The sequence below is a fragment of the Pseudoduganella lurida genome (assembly GCF_007830455.1).
Taxonomy (GTDB): Bacteria; Pseudomonadota; Gammaproteobacteria; order Burkholderiales; family Burkholderiaceae_D; genus Rugamonas; species Rugamonas lurida.
In genome coordinates this window covers 1,397,259-1,412,761 of sequence record NZ_VLLB01000001.1, presented here as the reverse complement: position 1 = coordinate 1,412,761, position 15,503 = coordinate 1,397,259, and the positions used below count along the sequence as shown (strand labels likewise).

Sequence of the window (15,503 nt, the reverse complement as noted above, 5' to 3'; positions counted from 1 at the left end):
CTCCGTGAAATCCCCGCTCCACTCCCGAAACGGACACTGACTCTGCCGTAACGCTTACTTCATCTTCAGATTGCCGTGCTCGTCGCGCGGATGGTGCTTCAGGCTGCCGATCTGCAGCGCGTACTGCCGCGCGAATTCCGCGCCGAGGAAGAAGATCTGCGCCGAGTAGTACACCCATACCAGCAGGGCGATGGTGGACCCGGCGGCCCCGAAGCTGCTGGCCACGCCACTGTTGCCGATATAGGCGCCAATGCCGAACTTGCCGATCATGAACAGTACGGCCGTGCCGATGGCGCCGATGACGACGTCGCGCCACGCCAGCCGGATGCGCGGCAGCATCTTGTAGATCACGCCGAACATGACGGCGATGACCACGAAGCTGATCGCATGGTTCAGCACCGTGACGACGAAGGTCCCGCCCGGCAGCAGGTTGTTCCAGAAGCGCTGGAAAATCTCGAGGGCCGCGCTGACCACCAGCGACGTCATCAGCAGGAAGCCCAGCGCCAGCACCATGCCGAACGACAGCAGGCGGGTGCGGATCGTGTCCCAGATCGTGTTGCCCGTGATGGGCGGCAACTGCCAGATCTCGTCCAGGCTGGCCTTCAGTTCCGCGAACACGCTGGTGGCGCCGAACAGCAGCAGGGCGCCGGCGATGATCGTGGCGATCTTGCCTTCTTCCTCGTTGTGCGCGCCGGCCAGGATCAGCTGGATCGCTTCGGCGCCCTGGGCGCCCACCATGCCGCGCAGCTGCGTGAACAGTTCGCCCTGGGCGGCTTCCTTGCCATAGAAAATCCCGGCGATGGCGATGACCAGCACCAGGATCGGTGCCAGCGAAAACAGCGTGTAGTACGCCAGGGCCGCACCCTTGCTGCTGCCGCGGTGGTCGAACCATTCCATCACCGCGCAGTACATCAGGTTCGGCACCTTCTTCGCGATGTGCTGAAACTTTCTGAAATTCATTAATTTACTCCCCCTATGCAAAAAGGGGCCGAGGCCCCTTTTTGGTCCACCCGGGAAAAGCAGCAGGCTGCTTTTCCGTGAGCGGTATTAGTTCACGCGGCGTTCGATCGTGATCTGCTCGACTTCCACGCGGCGGTTCGGTTCCAGGCACTTGATCAGGTCGGCGCGCTTCTTGTCGTTGCACTCGACGATCGGATCGGCTTCGCCCTTGCCCTGCGTCGTCAGACGGTCGGCGGCAACGCCTTTCGAAACCAGGTATTCCTTGGCGGCGGCAGCACGACGCTCCGACAGCTTCTGGTTGTACTGGTCCGAACCGATGCGGTCGGTGTAGCCGGTGATCGTGATGCCGGTCAGGCTCTGGTTCTCGTTCAGCACGCGTGCCACGTCATCCAGCTTCGGCTGCGAACCCTGCAGCTTGGCGCTGTTGAATTCGAACAGTTCCGTTGCCGACATCGTCACTTTTTCGAAACGTGCTGGCGGTGGTGGTGGTGGCGGAGCGACCGGTGCTGGCGGCTCGACCGGAGCGGCGACTGGTGCCGGTGCCGGTGGGGCAGCTGGCGTCGGGGTTGGGCCGAACGCGTAGTTGAAGCCGATGTTCAGGACGGCATTCTTCGAACGGTCGTGGTTGAAGTCGTCGTCGCCGATGAAGCCATACACTTCACGCAGATCGGCCTGGAAGGACCAGCGATCGTTGATGACGGACTGGAAGCCCAGGCCGGCCGTGATGTACGGCGAGGTGCGGTGCGGTTCGGCCAGGCTGCGGAAACGGTTTTCCTTGTCGCGCTCGGCACCCAGGCCGACCAGCACGAACGGACGGAACGTCTTGCGCGAGAACAGGTACAGGAAGTCCACGCCCAGCGTTTCCTGCTGGTAGCGAATGCTGTTTTCTTTCGAACGGGCATACGTGTAGCCCATCTGGATATCCCAGTTGTCGTTCAGCGGCTTGCCGAACTTCACGCCACCGCCGTAGCCGGTCTTGTCGGTCGCCCAGTCGGAACCTGGCTTCATGACCGTACCGACGCCCTGGATGTACCAGTTCGGGTTGATCACGGTCTCTTGTGCCGAGGCGGTGATCGAGGCGCACAGCAGAGCTGCGGCAATTGCGATGTTCTTGGATTTGTTATTCACAGAATGACTCCTGATGCGTTGAATGTAGAAAAAAATGCTGCACAGCAATATTGAGAGAAGTGGCTCCGGTATGAGCAGGGCTCATGGTTGTCGCTCTTCTTTCAATTGCAGCCTTTGCATTGCTGTTGAATCAAGTTTATGGTGCAGAGCGCCTTATCTTCGGTGCGCTACCGCACAATAACTTTGCGCTAGATCAAATGTGTTGTGAAGTTACCACAGGAACAAAAAACTTGTAGCAAAAGTCCAACGTTAACTTCGTCACAAAAAAACGGCGTGCTGGATGGGCACGCCAGGATTCATGCGCCTCTCCACCGTTCCCGTGTTTTATAAAGCGGCATATGCCCGGAACGGTGGAGAAACGTCTTGTTACATTATTTCTGCGTCGGGGTGCTGCCGTTCGAGCCGGTCGCCGGCGTATTGGCGCCATCGGCCGCAACACCGGTGGTACCCGTGGCGTCGGCTGCACCGGTAGTGCCGGCGGTGCCCGTGGCACCGGAGGTTGCACCGGAAGCACCCGTCACGCCGCCCGGCGTAGTGGCCGTATCACCCGGGGTGGTCGTGCCAGCGGCCGGGGTCGGCGTGGCTGCCGGTGCAACCGGCTCGGCCGGGGCGGTGACGGCCGGGGTGGTCGTTTCGGCCGGGGTTGGCGTGGTGGTTTCGGACTTGCTGCAAGCAGACAGGGCGACAGCAGTCACGGCGGCCAGCAGAATGGAATATTTCATGGTGTGTCCTCGGTTAGGTGGGGATATCGGAAATGTATCTCGATGAGCCTGGCGCCAGTGTGGCGCAGGGAGGGGGTGCGTTCTGTACGGCACCGCACGAACCACCCGTCATGGCATTTTTTGCTATATTGCTTGTCGAACCTCCTACAAGGCCTGCCCGGATATTAATTCGCGGGTCGCTTTTTCCATTAAAGCGATTTGTGTTCGTTGCCGCACAGACTTGCACGACTGATAACGGCACTCTGGACCCCAATGAATGAATTAACAGGCGCAGTGTCACGGCAATGCGCATCCGGTTACCGTTATAAGGAGTGTTCAAATGCATGCCATCCGCGAATCCCACGACCTGCCGAACAGCGAAGTGATGTCGTCCCAGCCTGCTGCCGCGAAACCACGCCTGGCGCTGGTGGAACGCCCGGGTCCGGGAACCGAGCGCAAGGCATTGTCGCTGGCGCCGATCGAGCGCGTGCGGTCGACCTCCGCCACGCTGCGCCGCATCGAAAACATGCAGAAGCTGATCGGCGAGCTGCAGCAGCATGAAATGCTGGCCGATGAAATCGCCTGGTTCCTGAAATTCTCGCCGTCCGGCGCCCGCAAATACATCCGCGACCTGCGCGAAGCCGGCGTGATCGAACTGGCCCGCTATATCGAAGGCACCGCCACCTACCTGGGTAAAGCCGTCTACCGCCTGACGCCGGATGCCGAGCGCGTGCAGGCCTTCCTGGCCGCCATCGCCCAGCCGAAGCGCGAAGGCACGCCACCGCGCAAGGAACGCCCGAGCCTGCGCGAGCAGAGCATGGCCGGCAGCGGCCGCCACTTCCATATCCTGGCGGACGACACGCATTACGCCATCCGCGTGAACCGCGGCCCGGTGACCCGCGATCCGCTGGTGGCTGCCCTGTTCGGCGCGCCACAGTCTCTGCAGAAGGCCAATCCGTAACCGGCAGGCCGTCGCGGTACCCGAAAAAAGCCGGCATGCCGGCTTTTTTCCGTTCTAATATGGGAGTGCCGGCTTGGGTTCCGCGTTCGACTGCCGGCATGCCATCGACGGCGTGCCCTGGCTTGTTGAATTAGCGGCAACGCTCCCCATCTGTGGCGGACGTGTTCTGTTATGGACGGCAAAATGGAAGCAGCAGTCGCAGCCCTTACTCCCCTGGCCCCGCTGGCAGCCCTCTGGCTTGTTGTCGGTGCCGCCATTGCCATTCCCATCTGGTATCCGCGCTGGACGCTGCGCCGCGCACTGTCGCGCGGCCTGCCGCCTTCGGCAATCGTCACGCTGCGCCACTATGTGCCGGTCTACGACCGCCTCGAAGCAGCGCAGAAGGCGCAGCTGCAGCGCCTCGTCATCGAATTTCTGCATCGCAAGAAGTTCGTGGGCTGCGCCGGGCTCGACGTAACGGACGAGATGCGCGTGGCCATCGCCGGCCAGGCCTGCCTGCTGCTGCTGAACCGCTCCGCCAGAGTCTATCCGTCGCTGCGCACCATCCTGCTGTACCCCGGCGCCTTCGCTGCCGCCCGCAAGGATGTCGGGCCGGGCGGCGTGATCACGGACTTCCGCCAGACGATGCTGGGCGAATCGTGGGAAGACGGCCGCGTGGTGCTGTCCTGGGACGATGCCGCGCGCGGCGGCCTCACATGGGACGGCCACAACGTGGTGCTGCACGAATTCGCGCACCAGCTCGACAGCGAATCGGGCCACACCAATGGCGCGCCCTACCTGGGCAGTCAGGAAAGCTACCGCAACTGGTCCACCGTGCTGTCGCGGGACTATGCCCACCTGCGCCGCGCGGCCTGGATGGGCAGCCAGGACAGCGTGCTCGATCATTACGGCGCCACCAGCCCGGCCGAATTCTTTGCCGTTGCCACCGAAACCTTCTACGGCAAGCCGTGGCAGCTGGCCGAACGCCACCCGGCCCTGTTCGGCGAGCTGGCGAAGTATTACCGGGTCGACCCGCGCGGCTGGATCGACGAACCCGAACGCGAACCGGCGCCCCTGGCGGAACCCGTCGTTGCGGCACCCGGCACCCGGTCCTTTGCCTGGGCCCAGTGGTAATGGCATTCGGGGAGTTCGAGGAATTCGACGCGGTTCCCGTTCCCCGCCCCGGTGCGGCGCCGGACCGCCTGCAGTATTTGCTCGACAACACGCCGGCGCTGATCTACTGCACCGTGCCGAGCGGCGACTTCAAGATGACCTTCGTCAGCAACAACGCCTTCAATGTGCTGGGCTACCGGCCGGACGACATGCTGGCCGATCCCAACTTCTGGTTCGATCACATCCATCCGGATGACGTGCCGCGTGTCGTCGCCAGCCTGGCCAAGGTGTTCACCGAAGGCCGACAGGTGTACGAATACCGCTTCCGCGCGGCCAGCGGCGATTACCTGTGGATGCACGATTCGCTGCGCCTGGTGCGCGACGATGCCGGCCGGCCGCTGGAAGTGATCGGCGCGCTGACGGACATCACCGACCGCAAGCGCATGGAAGAAACGCTGCAGGCCAGGGGCGCCGAGCAGCAGCGGCTGATCGGCAAGCTGCGCACGGCGCACGAACAGCTGCTGCAGGCCGAGAAGATGGCCTCGATCGGCCAGCTGGCGGCCGGCATCGCCCATGAGATCAACAACCCGATCGGCTTCGTCAATTCGAACATGGGGTCGCTGCAGGCCTACGTGGACACGCTGCTGCGCGTGATCGACAGCTATGACGGCACCATCGCCGACCACCCGGCGCTGCAGGCGCGCATGACGCCGGTGCGTGCCGCGGCCGACCTGGAGTTCGTGCGCGGCGACGTGACGGCGCTGGTACGCGAATCGATCGACGGGCTGCGCCGCGTGAAGGAAATCGTCCAGTCGCTGAAGGAATTCTCGCACGTGGGCGAAACCGAGTGGCAGCTGGCCGACCTGCACCGTGGCCTGGACAGCACGCTGAACATCGTCGCCAATGAACTGAAGTACAAGGTCACCGTCATCAAGGAATACGGTCATCTGCCGCTGGTCGAATGCCGCGCGTCGCAGCTGAACCAGGTGTTCATGAACCTGCTCATCAATGCCGGCCAGGCCATTGCCGGGCGGGGCACGATCCGCATCCGCACCGGCGCGCAGGAAGGCTGGGTGTGGGTGGAGATCGCCGACAACGGCGCCGGCATCGCGCCGGAACACCTGACGCGCATCTTCGAGCCGTTCTTCACCACCAAGCCGGTCGGCAGCGGCACCGGGCTGGGCCTGTCCCTGTCGTACGGCATCGTGCACCGCCACGGCGGCCGCATCGAGGTGCGCTCGGATCCCGGCCGCGGCACCGCGTTCACCGTCTGGCTGCCGCTGCATCCACCGCCAGTGAAGGAGGACGACGAGGTGGCGTGAGGTGGCACCAGGAGGCATGCGCATGGCAATGTGCGGCAGCGAACGGAAGGCATGACCCGGCCGGGGCAAGCTGGCGGCATCCTACGAGCAGGAGAATACCCATGACCACCATCATTGCCGGCCACTTCCAGCTGCAGCAGGAGATCGATGGCGCACGCCAGGCCCTGCTCGACGCCGGATTCCCCAACGAGCGCATCAGCGCTTTCTTCGTCAACCAGCCGGGCCAGCACGATGCCCATGAGCTGGGCGGCGACCGACTGCTGTCGCCCGGCGCCAAGGACACCCCGGAGGGGCTCGCGAAAGGCGTGGCCACCGGCGGGGCGGTGGGCGCCGCGATCGGTGCGGCCACTGCGCCATTGACGGGGCCCGCCGGGCCGATCGTCGGCGGCCTGGTCGGCGCCCACGTCGGCTCGCTGTACAGCTTTTCGGAAATGAAGGACAAGGGCGAGCCGGAGCAGGGCGGCGAGAACGTCATCCCGCCGCGCAAGAGCGGCATGATGATCGCCGTGGCGCTGCCCGATGGCGACGAGGCGCGCGCGGTCGAGCTGCTGCGCGGCCTGGGCGCCCACCACATCGAACGTGCCGAGGGCACCATCACGGCGGGCGACTGGACCGATTTCGATCCGCTGTCGCTGCCGCAACTGGTGGCCTGACGGGCGTTGCAGGACAGCCGGCATCCCGCCGGCGTGGCGGTACGGGAGAGTGGCATGACGCATGCATGGGTGGTACTGACGGGCCGCGATGGCCGCGACGTGCAGGGACCGACCGAGGCGCAGCTGGCCGCGGTGCTGTCCGAACTGTACGAGGACGACGTGGCGGACGCGCCGGACGGTTCCCCGCCGTCCGCCGTGCTGCGCTTCGGCTATGACGATGGCCTGATGTACGAGATGGAAGTGGGCCGCGGCGGCGCCGTGCGCTTCGAGGAATGGTCGGACCGCGACTGCGAGCTGGCGCTGGCCGACCCGCGCCGCATGTCCTGCGACAAGGAAGCGGCGCTGCAGCTGTGGAAATGGCTGGCAGGGCGGCAGGTGGCGCGGATCCGCGAGCAAGCGTGGCAGTGAGGACGTGTAGTGAAGACGTGCAGTGCGTCTCGCTTAAAGCCGCGCAGTGAAGCCGCGCAGTGAAGCCGGGCAGTGCAGCCGGGCAGTGAATGCAGGCAGTAAGGCCGGGGCATAAAGCGGGCGGTGCAGGCTTTGCCGTATCGGCAGGGCAGGGGAGCCCCCCAGTCAAGCTGCAGCGTCCGCGCGGAGCTCAGTGCGCCATGAACACCGGCACGAGCATCGATTCGAGCACCGTGCGGGTCACCCCGCCCAGCAGCGTTTCGCGCAGGCGCGAGTGGCCATAGGCGCCCAGCACCAGCAGGTCGCAGCCGTGTTCGCCGGCCACCATCAGCAGCGTTTCGCCCACGTCCCCCGGCCGTTTCAGCAGGCCCGTGCGGGGCGTCTGCGCCAGCACCACCCGGGCGGCGATGCCATGCCGCGCCAGCCACGCCACCACGTCGTCGCCGGGCCGTTCGCCGAACAGGGCGGGCCGCAGGTCGGCATCCACGATGGCCACCGTGATCCGGTCCGCGCCGGCCAGCAGCGGCAGCGCCTCGCGCACCGCGCGCGACGATTCCTTGCTGGCGCTCCAGGCGATCAGTGCATGGCGGCCCGGCGCCGGTGCCCCCGGACTGGCCACGCCTGCCGTGTCCACGGCGATCGCGCCGCGCAGCCGCGCCGTGTGCGGCACCACCAGCACGGGGCAGCCGGATTCGGTCAGCAGTTCGGCCGGAAAGGCGGCGGGCGGCGCACCGCCACCGTCGTGGCCGGGCAGCGCCTGGCCCACGATCGCCAGGTCCGCATGGCGCGCCACCAGCGCCAGGCCGGCGCCCGGTTCGTCGTCCAGCACGCGCTCCTCGAAGGAATGCACGCCCAGCGCCTGCAACTGCGGCGCGAAGTTGGCGAGTGCCCGGCGCGCCCGTTCGCGCAGCACTTCCAGGTGCACGGCGAAGTTGGGATCGTGGTCGTCCACCATCTCGTTCTGGTACAGGAAGCGGGAGACACCGGTGAATGCCACGCCGATCACGTGCGCGCCATGCTGCAGCGCCAGCTCGGCAGCGAGCAGCACGCGCGCGCCGTTGTGCGGTGTTTCGTCGAGGTGGACAAGGATTGTCTTGTAGGCCATGAAAGCATTATAGGTCGCCGAAACGCCGGTGCCGTGCACGGGTTGACGCTGCGGCTGTCGATGAGCGCCAGCGACGGGGCTCAGCGCCGGGCGCCCTCCATGCGCGTCTGGCAGGCGATGCACAGGCGCGCTTCCGGCCGCGCTTCGAGGCGCGAAAAGCCGATCGGCTCGCCGCAGTTCTCGCAGGCGCCGTAGTCGCCGCTGTCGAAGCGGGCCAGCGCATGGCGCACCGCCGACAGCTGCGCCTGGCGATGGCCTTCCGCCTCCGCTTCCAGCTGGTTCAGCGTGCGGTTGCTGGCGCTGTCGGCCGGCGAGGTTTCCACTTCCTCCACGGCCGGCGTACGGCCGGACTCGCCGTTGCCGCGGTCCGCAAGCCCGCGCAGCAGCGTGGCCTCGCGCTGCTGCAGCGCCGCCTGCAGCGCCGCGAGCTGGTCCTGCGTCAGGGAGTTCATGGCGCCATTGTATGCCGCGTGCCGGGCGGCCGCGCGACGTTTGCGCGGCCCGGTCCTTCAGCCTTCCTTCGATGCGCGCAGCGAGGCCAGGTGCGCCTTCAGGTCCTTCAGCGCGGCCGGCAGCCGTTCCGGGTGCTGCGCCGCGACCGCGGCGGCGGCCGTCAGCAAGGTCGCGGCGATGCCGGCCACGTCCTTCACCCGGTCGATATGGCGGATGCGGTCGCGCGCCAGCGCCGTCAGGTCGAGCAGCTCGCGGGCGGGAAGTGCCACGCTGCCGGCGGCATAGCGGACCGCTTCCGTGTACAGCTTGTTGGCATGCTGGCGCAGCGCCACTTCCTGGTCGAACAGGGCCTGTGCCTCGGCGTGGGTGATGGCGGCGTCCCGGCCATCGGCGTTCTGGCCGATCGCGCGCATGATGCGCTTGTGCAGCGCGTCGGCGCTGTCGGAGAGGCTGTCGGCCAGCGCCTCGATGTCGGCCGGCTGGAGGGCGGTGCGGTTCATGGCTGGGCTCCTTGCACGAGGGCGGCGGCGGCAATGGTGGTGGGGGCGAGGGAACTGGTCGCGGCACGTACCGGCGCAGTCGGCGCACCGAGCCCCCGGTACAGTGTTTCATGCCATGCGGCCAGGTCGCGCACCTGGTTGGCTGCCAGCGTGTGGCGCAGCCCCAGCAGCCGGTACTCGTTGGCCTTGTCCTGGCGGTGCGCCTTGGCCAGCGCGGCCAGCAGGCGCTCCGGCGGCCGCTCGGAAAACGGGATTTCCACGTCCAGCATGCCCAGCACGATGCCCTGCTCGTTGTCGTGCTGCCTGTCGTAGTAGCGCAACACCGTGTGCATCGCATCGAGCGCGTCATGCAGCGGTTCGTAGCCGTCGCGCAGCAACTGCTGCACGGCCTGGTCCTGCTCCCGGTTGGTGGCGGCCCGCGCGATGACGCGCGCCAGGTTGGCCACGGCGTTCACGTGCCGGTCCGTCAGACCCGTGTCCGGCCAGGCCTTGATGCCGGCCGAGAAATCCTTGATCTGGTCGCCGTAATTGAACTGGTCGCCATCGGCCAGCGCGCCCAGTGCCCGCAGGTAGGCAACAACGGCCTGGTGGATCGCCACGAGATCGGGATAGGCGGCGCGGCGTTCGGCGTCCAGCGCTTTTTCACGCCCCGCGGCGGCCGCTGTCAGGTAGGGAAGTTCGCGCTGGTAGGTGTCGCGGTAACGCTGGCTCAGTTCGGTATAGCCGGACAGCTTCGGCGCCGTGGCGGCAAACGCGCGCACATCCTTCAGGCGCTGGCTGGAAGCGCAGCCGCCCAGCAGGCCGGACAGCAAGAGGAGGGACAGGAGCCAGGCAAGCTGCTGGCAGGCAAAGGATGAGCGGGGAGCGGCAGGGCGCATGGCGTTCCTTGTTGGTCAACGGAACGAATATCTTGCGCCAACAAAAACGCTGCCGTTTGCGGCAGCGCAATGTCTTTTCTATGGATGGGGCCGTTCAGGCAGCCAGCGCAGTGCGCCACTCCAGGCCGGCGACGGTACCGGACAGGGGAATGTATTCGCAGCCCACCCAGCCATCATATTGCAGCTCGTCGAGCAGGCGGAACACGCCGGCGTAGTCGATGTCGCCGGTACCGGGCTCATGGCGGCCCGGCGCATCGGCCATCTGCACGTGGCGGATCTGCGGTGCGGCGCGGCGCAGCGTGGCGACGACATCTTCCCCCATGCGGTGCATGTGGTACACGTCGTACTGCAGGGACAGGTTGGGGTTGGCCACGGCGGCAAGCACATCCAGCGCCTGCTCGGTGCGCGACAGGAAGTAGCCGGGCACGTCCTCGGTATTGAGCGGTTCGATGAGAACGCGGATGCCGCGCGGCGCGCACAGCCGGGCCGCATAGTCGACATTGAAGAGATAGGTTTCGCGGGCACGGCGCAGGTCCATGCCGGGCGGGACCACGCCGGCCAGGCAGTGCAGCAGCGTCACGCCGAGGCGGGTGGCGTAGTCGACCGCCAGCTGTACGCTGGCGCGGAATTCCTGGTCGCGCCGCGGGTCGCACGCCAGGCCACGCTCCCCCGTAGCCCAGTCGCCGCCGGGCATGTTCATCAGCACGAGTTGCAGGTTGTGCTCGTCGAGCCGGGCGCGGATCTCGTCCGCCGGGTGTGCATAGGGAAACTGGCATTCGACGGCATCGAAGCCGGCGGCACGGGCCGCGGCAAACCGGTCCAGGAAGGGGACTTCCGTGAACATGAGGGTCAGGTTGGCGGCAAACTTGGGCATGGTGGGGCTATCGGACAGAAAGCGTGGATGATAGCAAAAGCGGGCAATATTGGCAGTTTTGCATGGTCGTGCTGCGGTGCGGCACGACCATGCCCGCTTCCAGGCGGGGAAAGAGCCTGTTAGCGGCCGCGGCCGCCACCGCCGGTCCGGGCCTGCGGGCCCGCGCCGGAGCGGGACGGATTGCGCGGGCCGCCATCACGGGCCGGGCCGCTGCGCGACGGAGCCGCGGCGCTGCGGTTGCCGCCGTTGCCGTTGCCGGCGGCACGCGGTGCTGCAGCCGCGCCACGGCTGCCACCATTGCCACCGCCATTGCCGCCATTACCATTGCGGGCACCGCCACCGTTGCCGCCCTGGCGCGGGTTGCGATGGTGGCCGGCGCCGCTGCGCAGCTGGATCGGCTGGGCACGCGCGGTCGGATCCGGTTCGAAGCCGGCGATCACTTCACGCGGCAGCGTCTGCTTGATGAGCTTTTCGATATCCTTGAGCATGTCGTGTTCGTCCACGCACACCAGCGACACGGCTTCGCCCGTCGCGCCGGCGCGGCCGGTACGGCCGATGCGGTGCACATAGTCTTCCGGCACGTTCGGCAGGTCGTAGTTCACCACGTGCGGCAGCTGGTCGATGTCGATGCCGCGCGCGGCGATATCGGTGGCGACCAGCACCTGCAGCGTGCCGTCCTTGAACTCGGCCAGCGCGCGGGTGCGGGCCGACTGGCTCTTGTTGCCGTGGATGGCCATGCCCTTGATGCCGTCGGCCGCCAGCTGTTCCACCAGCTTGTTGGCGCCGTGCTTGGTGCGCGTGAACACCAGCACCTGCGTCCACTTGTGGGTGCGGATCAGGTAGGACAGCATCGGGTGCTTCTTGTCGCGGTCCACCGGGTGGATCTTCTGCGAAATCACTTCCACCGTCGAATTGCGGCGTGCCACTTCGATCGTGGCCGGCTTGTCCAGCAGGTTGTCGGCCAGGGCCTTGATCTCGTCCGAGAAGGTGGCCGAGAACAGCAGGTTCTGGCGCTTCGGCGGCAGGGCAGCCAGCACTTTCTTGATGTCGCGGATGAAGCCCATGTCCAGCATGCGGTCGGCTTCGTCCAGGATCAGGATCTCGACCTGGGCCAGGTTGACGGTGCCCTGCTGCATGTGGTCCAGCAGGCGGCCCGGGGTGGCGACGAGGATGTCGACGCCTTGCTTGAGTAGCTTGATCTGTGGATTGATCGACACGCCGCCGAAGATCACGGCCGAGTTCAGCTTCGTGTACTTGCCATAGACGCGCACGCTTTCCTCGACCTGGGCGGCCAGCTCGCGCGTCGGCGTCAGGATCAGGGCGCGAATGGCGCGGGGCGAGGTGTTGTTGGCCAGCTTCAGGCCGGCCGCGTCGGTCGACAGGCGGTGCAGGATCGGCAGCGTGAAGCCGGCCGTCTTGCCGGTGCCGGTCTGGGCGCCGGCCAGCAGGTCGCCGCCATTCAGGACAGCCGGAACGGCCTGGGTCTGGATCGGGGTCGGCGTGGTGTAGCCGGTTTCAGTGACGGCGCGGACGATCGCATCGGACAGTCCAAGGGAAGAAAATGACATAGTTGCTCTATAGATGACAGCCCCGCGCCAGTCACAGGCAGGAATGGGTAGTGAGGCCGGACTGGTCGGCAATTTCTCTGGAGCAGTATAACAGCCGAAACCTGATTACTTTCGCTGTGGAAATAAAAAAAGGGGCAAAATGCCCCTTTATTTGTAACAATTACGCACGAAACATTGCCGTTACGCAAATTCCGCCAGCAGGCCCACCAGTTGGCCATAGACGCGCGGTCCGGCGGCGATGATGTTACCGCTGGTCATGTAGGCCGATTCGCCATTGAATTCGCCGGCGATGCCGCCCGCTTCCGTCACCAGCAGCGAGCCTGCCGCGATATCCCACGGCTTCAGGTTCTTCTCGTAGTAGCCGTCCAGGCGGCCGCAGGCCACGTAGGCCAGGTCCAGCGCGGCCGATCCGGCGCGGCGCACGCCGTGGCTGCGCTCGGCGGTGATGGCGTACATCTTGAGGTATTCGTCGAGCGCCTTGGCGCTGCCGTTCTTGTAGCCCGTGCCCAGCAGGGCGCCGGCGATGCGGTCCAGCTTGCGCACGCGGATGCGCTTCTCGTTCAGGTAGGCGCCGGCGCCTTTTTCGGCCGTGAACAGGTCATTGGCGACCGGGTCGTAGACGACGCCCAGCGTGATCACGCCGCGCTGCTGCAGCGCGATGGAAACGGCGTACTGGGGGAAGCCATGCATGAAGTTGGTGGTGCCGTCGAGCGGATCGATGATCCACACGAATTCGCTCTCGTCGTTCACATTGCCGGTAGTGCCCGATTCCTCGCCCAGGAAGGCGTGCGACGGGTAGGCTTTCTGCAGCACTTCGATGATCGCCTGTTCGGCGGCCTGGTCCACATCGGTGACGAAATCGTTGTGTTGTTTCTCGGTGACGGCGACCCGGTCCAGGTCGAACGAGGCACGGTTGATGACGGCGGCGGCGCGGCGGGCCGCTTTCACGGCCGTATTGAGCATTGGATGCATGGCAATTCCGTAATAATGGACAGGCCACCCTCGCAGGCGCAGGCATGGGCTCGCGGCGGGCAGTGCTGTGTGAACAAAGGTGACAAAGAGCGGTCGCGGCGCGGCGTTGTAGAATCTGCCGTTACGCGAAAAACGGCTATTCTAAATGATGCAGCAGGAAATCACATCTTCTCTGTTCACGCGCCTGCGCGTGATCTTGGTGGAAACCAGCCGGCCCGGCAACGTGGGCTCGGTCGCGCGCGCCATGAAAACCATGGGCTTCGGCGAGCTGGTGCTCGTCAATCCGCGGGTCGAGGGCGCGCTGCACCACGAGGAAGCGGTGGCCTTTGCCAGCGGCGCCCAGGATATCCTGGCTGGCGCCCGCATCGTCGCCACGATGGCCGAGGCGCTGGACGGCATCAACTACGCGGCGGCCGTGTCGGCGCGCCTGCGCGAATTCTCGCCGCCGGTGCAGATGCCGCGCGAACTGGCCACGCACCTGGCCGCCGCCGCCGACCTGCGCGCCGCGCTCATCTTCGGCAACGAGCGCTTCGGCCTGCCGAACGAGATCGTCGAGCGCTGCAACGTACTGGCCAACATTCCCGCCAATCCGGAGTATTCCTCGCTTAACCTGGCCCAGGCGGCCCAGGTACTGCTGTACGAATGCCGGATGGCCGGGCTGGCCGGGCAGAGTGCCGCCGCGAGCGGTATCGGCTTCCACGGCGATGCGGCCAGCCAGGCGCAGATCGAGGGCATGTACACGCACCTGGAAGAGGCGCTGGTGTCGATCGGCTTCCTCGATGCGCACAATCCGCGCAAGCTGATGCCGCGCCTGAAGCGCCTGTTCGCCCGCACCGGCCTGGAGACGGAAGAGGTGAACATCCTGCGCGGCATCGCCCGCCAGATCATGGCGCGCGGCCGCGATCACTGAAAGCGCAGGCGCCATGGTCGTCGCCATCCTGCTGTCCGTCATGCTGGTGCAGATCGCCGCCGCCCTGGCGATCTGGTACGCCGCCACCGGCTGGATGCCGGCCGACCTGGCGCTGCTGGGCGCCGTGCTGGCGGTGGCGCTGGTGCGCATGGCGATCAATGCCAACAACTTCCGCATGGCGCGCCGCGCCGGCAGCGTGGTGCCGCCGGAACACCGGCTCGATCCCCTCGGCCGGCTGCGCCTGTTCGCCGGCGAATACCGCGCGTCGATGCTGTCCACCTCCTGGCACATGCTGCGGCATCGCCCGGCGCCATGTTTCGCGGGCACTTCGGCAGCCTTGCCCGTGCTGCTGGTGCACGGCTACGGCTGCAATGGCGGCTACTGGGCGCCGCTGCGCGCGCTGCTGCGCCGCGAAGGCATCCGCCACGATGCGGTGGACCTGGTGCCCGTCACCGCATCCATCGAGGACTACGTGCCGCAGCTGGAAGCGGCCGTGCAGCGCCTGCTGGCAGCGACCGGTGCACCGCGCATCGTGCTGGTCTGCCACTCCATGGGCGGCCTGGTGGCGCGCGCCTGGCTGCGCCGCCATCCCGACGGCGCCGTGGCGCGCATCGTCACGATCGCCACGCCCCATCACGGTACCGCGCTGGCCCACCTCGGTCCCGGCGAGAACGCCCGGCAGATGCGCATCGGCGCCGACTGGCTGAAAAGGCTGGCGCATGACGACTTCGGGCGGCGCGCCTTGTTCACTTCCATCTGGTCCTGGCACGACAACATCGTCGCCCCGCAGGACTCCTGCCGGCTGCCCGGCGCGAAGGACATCGCGTTCGGCGGCATCGGCCATGTGGCCCTCGGCAGCGACCCGCGGGTGCTGCGGGCGGTGCTGTCCGAAGTGCATGCGGCAGCCGCTTTGACGCCATTGCCAACGCCCGGTACAATTAATTGACTAGAAGAAACATTCAGTATCCTTAAAATAATGACCGCCGGTCGCTGCGCCCTGCCTGCGCTCTGGTGTGCC

Annotated in this window: 17 protein-coding genes; 7 read left to right on the top strand and 10 right to left on the bottom strand. The window is 66.3% G+C overall.

Features of this window, described 5'->3' with window-relative positions:
- Positions 1–54: 54 nt before the first annotated feature.
- The 3 genes from IP91_RS06115 to IP91_RS25960 all read right to left on the bottom strand — a co-directional run bounded on the left by IP91_RS06115 (position 55) and on the right by IP91_RS25960 (position 2,810).
- Positions 55–960 carry a YihY/virulence factor BrkB family protein gene (locus IP91_RS06115; RefSeq protein ID WP_145647825.1) on the bottom strand — a complete coding sequence of 302 codons (906 nt, stop codon included), beginning with the start codon at positions 958–960 and terminating at the stop codon, positions 55–57.
- A gap of 87 nt (positions 961–1,047) precedes the next feature.
- The gene (locus tag IP91_RS06110; protein ID WP_145647824.1) at positions 1,048–2,088 is read right to left on the bottom strand and encodes an OmpA family protein; all 1,041 of its coding nucleotides are present in this window, start codon (positions 2,086–2,088) and stop codon (positions 1,048–1,050) included.
- A 371-nt stretch (positions 2,089–2,459) separates the two neighbouring features.
- Positions 2,460–2,810 carry a collagen-like protein gene (locus tag IP91_RS25960; protein ID WP_158643095.1) on the bottom strand — a complete coding sequence of 117 codons (351 nt, stop codon included), beginning with the start codon at positions 2,808–2,810 and terminating at the stop codon, positions 2,460–2,462.
- A gap of 364 nt (positions 2,811–3,174) precedes the next feature.
- On the opposite strand from IP91_RS25960, the gene IP91_RS06100 reads away from it, so the two are divergent.
- The 5 genes from IP91_RS06100 to IP91_RS06080 all read left to right on the top strand — a co-directional run bounded on the left by IP91_RS06100 (position 3,175) and on the right by IP91_RS06080 (position 7,225).
- Positions 3,175–3,750, top strand: a complete 576-nt coding sequence (locus tag IP91_RS06100) for a winged helix-turn-helix domain-containing protein (protein WP_145648050.1) — start codon at positions 3,175–3,177, stop codon at positions 3,748–3,750.
- Positions 3,751–3,933: 183 nt separating this feature from the next.
- A complete protein-coding gene (locus IP91_RS06095; protein ID WP_145647822.1) occupies positions 3,934–4,863 on the top strand; it encodes a M90 family metallopeptidase in 930 nt (309 codons plus the stop codon).
- The gene (locus IP91_RS06090) at positions 4,863–6,164 is read left to right on the top strand and encodes an ATP-binding protein (protein ID WP_145647821.1); all 1,302 of its coding nucleotides are present in this window, start codon (positions 4,863–4,865) and stop codon (positions 6,162–6,164) included. The genes IP91_RS06095 and IP91_RS06090 overlap by 1 nt, the downstream gene beginning before the upstream one ends.
- Positions 6,165–6,265: 101 nt before the next feature.
- Positions 6,266–6,817, top strand: a complete 552-nt coding sequence (locus tag IP91_RS06085; RefSeq protein ID WP_145647820.1) for a glycine zipper domain-containing protein — start codon at positions 6,266–6,268, stop codon at positions 6,815–6,817.
- A 54-nt stretch (positions 6,818–6,871) separates the two neighbouring features.
- On the top strand, positions 6,872–7,225 hold the full coding sequence (locus IP91_RS06080) for a hypothetical protein (RefSeq protein WP_145647819.1): 354 nt from the start codon (positions 6,872–6,874) through the stop codon (positions 7,223–7,225).
- Between the two features lie 190 nt (positions 7,226–7,415).
- On the opposite strand, the gene IP91_RS06075 is transcribed toward IP91_RS06080, so the two are convergent.
- The 7 genes from IP91_RS06075 to IP91_RS06045 all read right to left on the bottom strand — a co-directional run bounded on the left by IP91_RS06075 (position 7,416) and on the right by IP91_RS06045 (position 13,566).
- Complete coding sequence (locus IP91_RS06075) at positions 7,416–8,330, bottom strand: universal stress protein (protein WP_145647818.1); 915 nt, start codon at positions 8,328–8,330, stop codon at positions 7,416–7,418.
- Between the two features lie 80 nt (positions 8,331–8,410).
- The gene (locus IP91_RS06070) at positions 8,411–8,782 is read right to left on the bottom strand and encodes a TraR/DksA family transcriptional regulator (protein WP_145647817.1); all 372 of its coding nucleotides are present in this window, start codon (positions 8,780–8,782) and stop codon (positions 8,411–8,413) included.
- Between the two features lie 57 nt (positions 8,783–8,839).
- The gene (locus IP91_RS06065) at positions 8,840–9,283 is read right to left on the bottom strand and encodes a hypothetical protein (protein WP_145647816.1); all 444 of its coding nucleotides are present in this window, start codon (positions 9,281–9,283) and stop codon (positions 8,840–8,842) included.
- Complete coding sequence (locus tag IP91_RS06060; protein WP_199754498.1) at positions 9,280–10,161, bottom strand: hypothetical protein; 882 nt, start codon at positions 10,159–10,161, stop codon at positions 9,280–9,282. Before IP91_RS06060 ends, IP91_RS06065 begins: the two co-directional genes overlap by 4 nt.
- A 94-nt stretch (positions 10,162–10,255) precedes the next feature.
- A complete protein-coding gene (gene otnI, locus IP91_RS06055; protein ID WP_145647815.1) occupies positions 10,256–11,035 on the bottom strand; it encodes a 2-oxo-tetronate isomerase in 780 nt (259 codons plus the stop codon).
- 119 nt (positions 11,036–11,154) lie between these two features.
- Positions 11,155–12,603, bottom strand: a complete 1,449-nt coding sequence (locus IP91_RS06050) for a DEAD/DEAH box helicase (protein WP_145647814.1) — start codon at positions 12,601–12,603, stop codon at positions 11,155–11,157.
- A 180-nt stretch (positions 12,604–12,783) separates the two neighbouring features.
- Positions 12,784–13,566 (bottom strand): inositol monophosphatase family protein, encoded by a 783-nt coding sequence (locus IP91_RS06045; RefSeq protein WP_145648049.1) that lies wholly within the window; start codon positions 13,564–13,566, stop codon positions 12,784–12,786.
- A gap of 154 nt (positions 13,567–13,720) precedes the next feature.
- Here IP91_RS06045 and IP91_RS06040 point away from each other — a divergent pair, with 154 nt between their 5' ends.
- Both IP91_RS06040 and IP91_RS06035 read left to right on the top strand, forming a co-directional pair.
- Positions 13,721–14,485, top strand: a complete 765-nt coding sequence (locus IP91_RS06040) for an RNA methyltransferase (protein ID WP_145647813.1) — start codon at positions 13,721–13,723, stop codon at positions 14,483–14,485.
- Positions 14,486–14,498: 13 nt separating this feature from the next.
- Complete coding sequence (locus IP91_RS06035; RefSeq protein ID WP_145647812.1) at positions 14,499–15,431, top strand: esterase/lipase family protein; 933 nt, start codon at positions 14,499–14,501, stop codon at positions 15,429–15,431.
- Positions 15,432–15,503: the final 72 nt, after the last annotated feature.

Bases quoted from the DNA above. Each gene is read 5' to 3' on its own strand.
- IP91_RS06115 (WP_145647825.1), bottom strand. From the start codon at position 960: ATGAATTTCAGAAAGTTTCAGCACATCGCGAAGAAGGTGCCGAACCTG.
- IP91_RS25960 (WP_158643095.1), bottom strand. From the start codon at position 2,810: ATGAAATATTCCATTCTGCTGGCCGCCGTGACTGCTGTCGCCCTGTCT.
- IP91_RS06100 (WP_145648050.1), top strand. From the start codon at position 3,175: ATGTCGTCCCAGCCTGCTGCCGCGAAACCACGCCTGGCGCTGGTGGAA.
- IP91_RS06095 (WP_145647822.1), top strand. From the start codon at position 3,934: ATGGAAGCAGCAGTCGCAGCCCTTACTCCCCTGGCCCCGCTGGCAGCC.
- IP91_RS06090 (WP_145647821.1), top strand. From the start codon at position 4,863: ATGGCATTCGGGGAGTTCGAGGAATTCGACGCGGTTCCCGTTCCCCGC.
- IP91_RS06085 (WP_145647820.1), top strand. From the start codon at position 6,266: ATGACCACCATCATTGCCGGCCACTTCCAGCTGCAGCAGGAGATCGAT.
- IP91_RS06080 (WP_145647819.1), top strand. From the start codon at position 6,872: ATGACGCATGCATGGGTGGTACTGACGGGCCGCGATGGCCGCGACGTG.
- IP91_RS06075 (WP_145647818.1), bottom strand. From the start codon at position 8,330: ATGGCCTACAAGACAATCCTTGTCCACCTCGACGAAACACCGCACAAC.
- IP91_RS06070 (WP_145647817.1), bottom strand. From the start codon at position 8,782: ATGAACTCCCTGACGCAGGACCAGCTCGCGGCGCTGCAGGCGGCGCTG.
- IP91_RS06065 (WP_145647816.1), bottom strand. From the start codon at position 9,283: ATGAACCGCACCGCCCTCCAGCCGGCCGACATCGAGGCGCTGGCCGAC.
- IP91_RS06060 (WP_199754498.1), bottom strand. From the start codon at position 10,161: ATGCGCCCTGCCGCTCCCCGCTCATCCTTTGCCTGCCAGCAGCTTGCC.
- otnI (WP_145647815.1), bottom strand. From the start codon at position 11,035: ATGCCCAAGTTTGCCGCCAACCTGACCCTCATGTTCACGGAAGTCCCC.
- IP91_RS06050 (WP_145647814.1), bottom strand. From the start codon at position 12,603: ATGTCATTTTCTTCCCTTGGACTGTCCGATGCGATCGTCCGCGCCGTC.
- IP91_RS06045 (WP_145648049.1), bottom strand. From the start codon at position 13,566: ATGCTCAATACGGCCGTGAAAGCGGCCCGCCGCGCCGCCGCCGTCATC.
- IP91_RS06040 (WP_145647813.1), top strand. From the start codon at position 13,721: ATGATGCAGCAGGAAATCACATCTTCTCTGTTCACGCGCCTGCGCGTG.
- IP91_RS06035 (WP_145647812.1), top strand. From the start codon at position 14,499: ATGGTCGTCGCCATCCTGCTGTCCGTCATGCTGGTGCAGATCGCCGCC.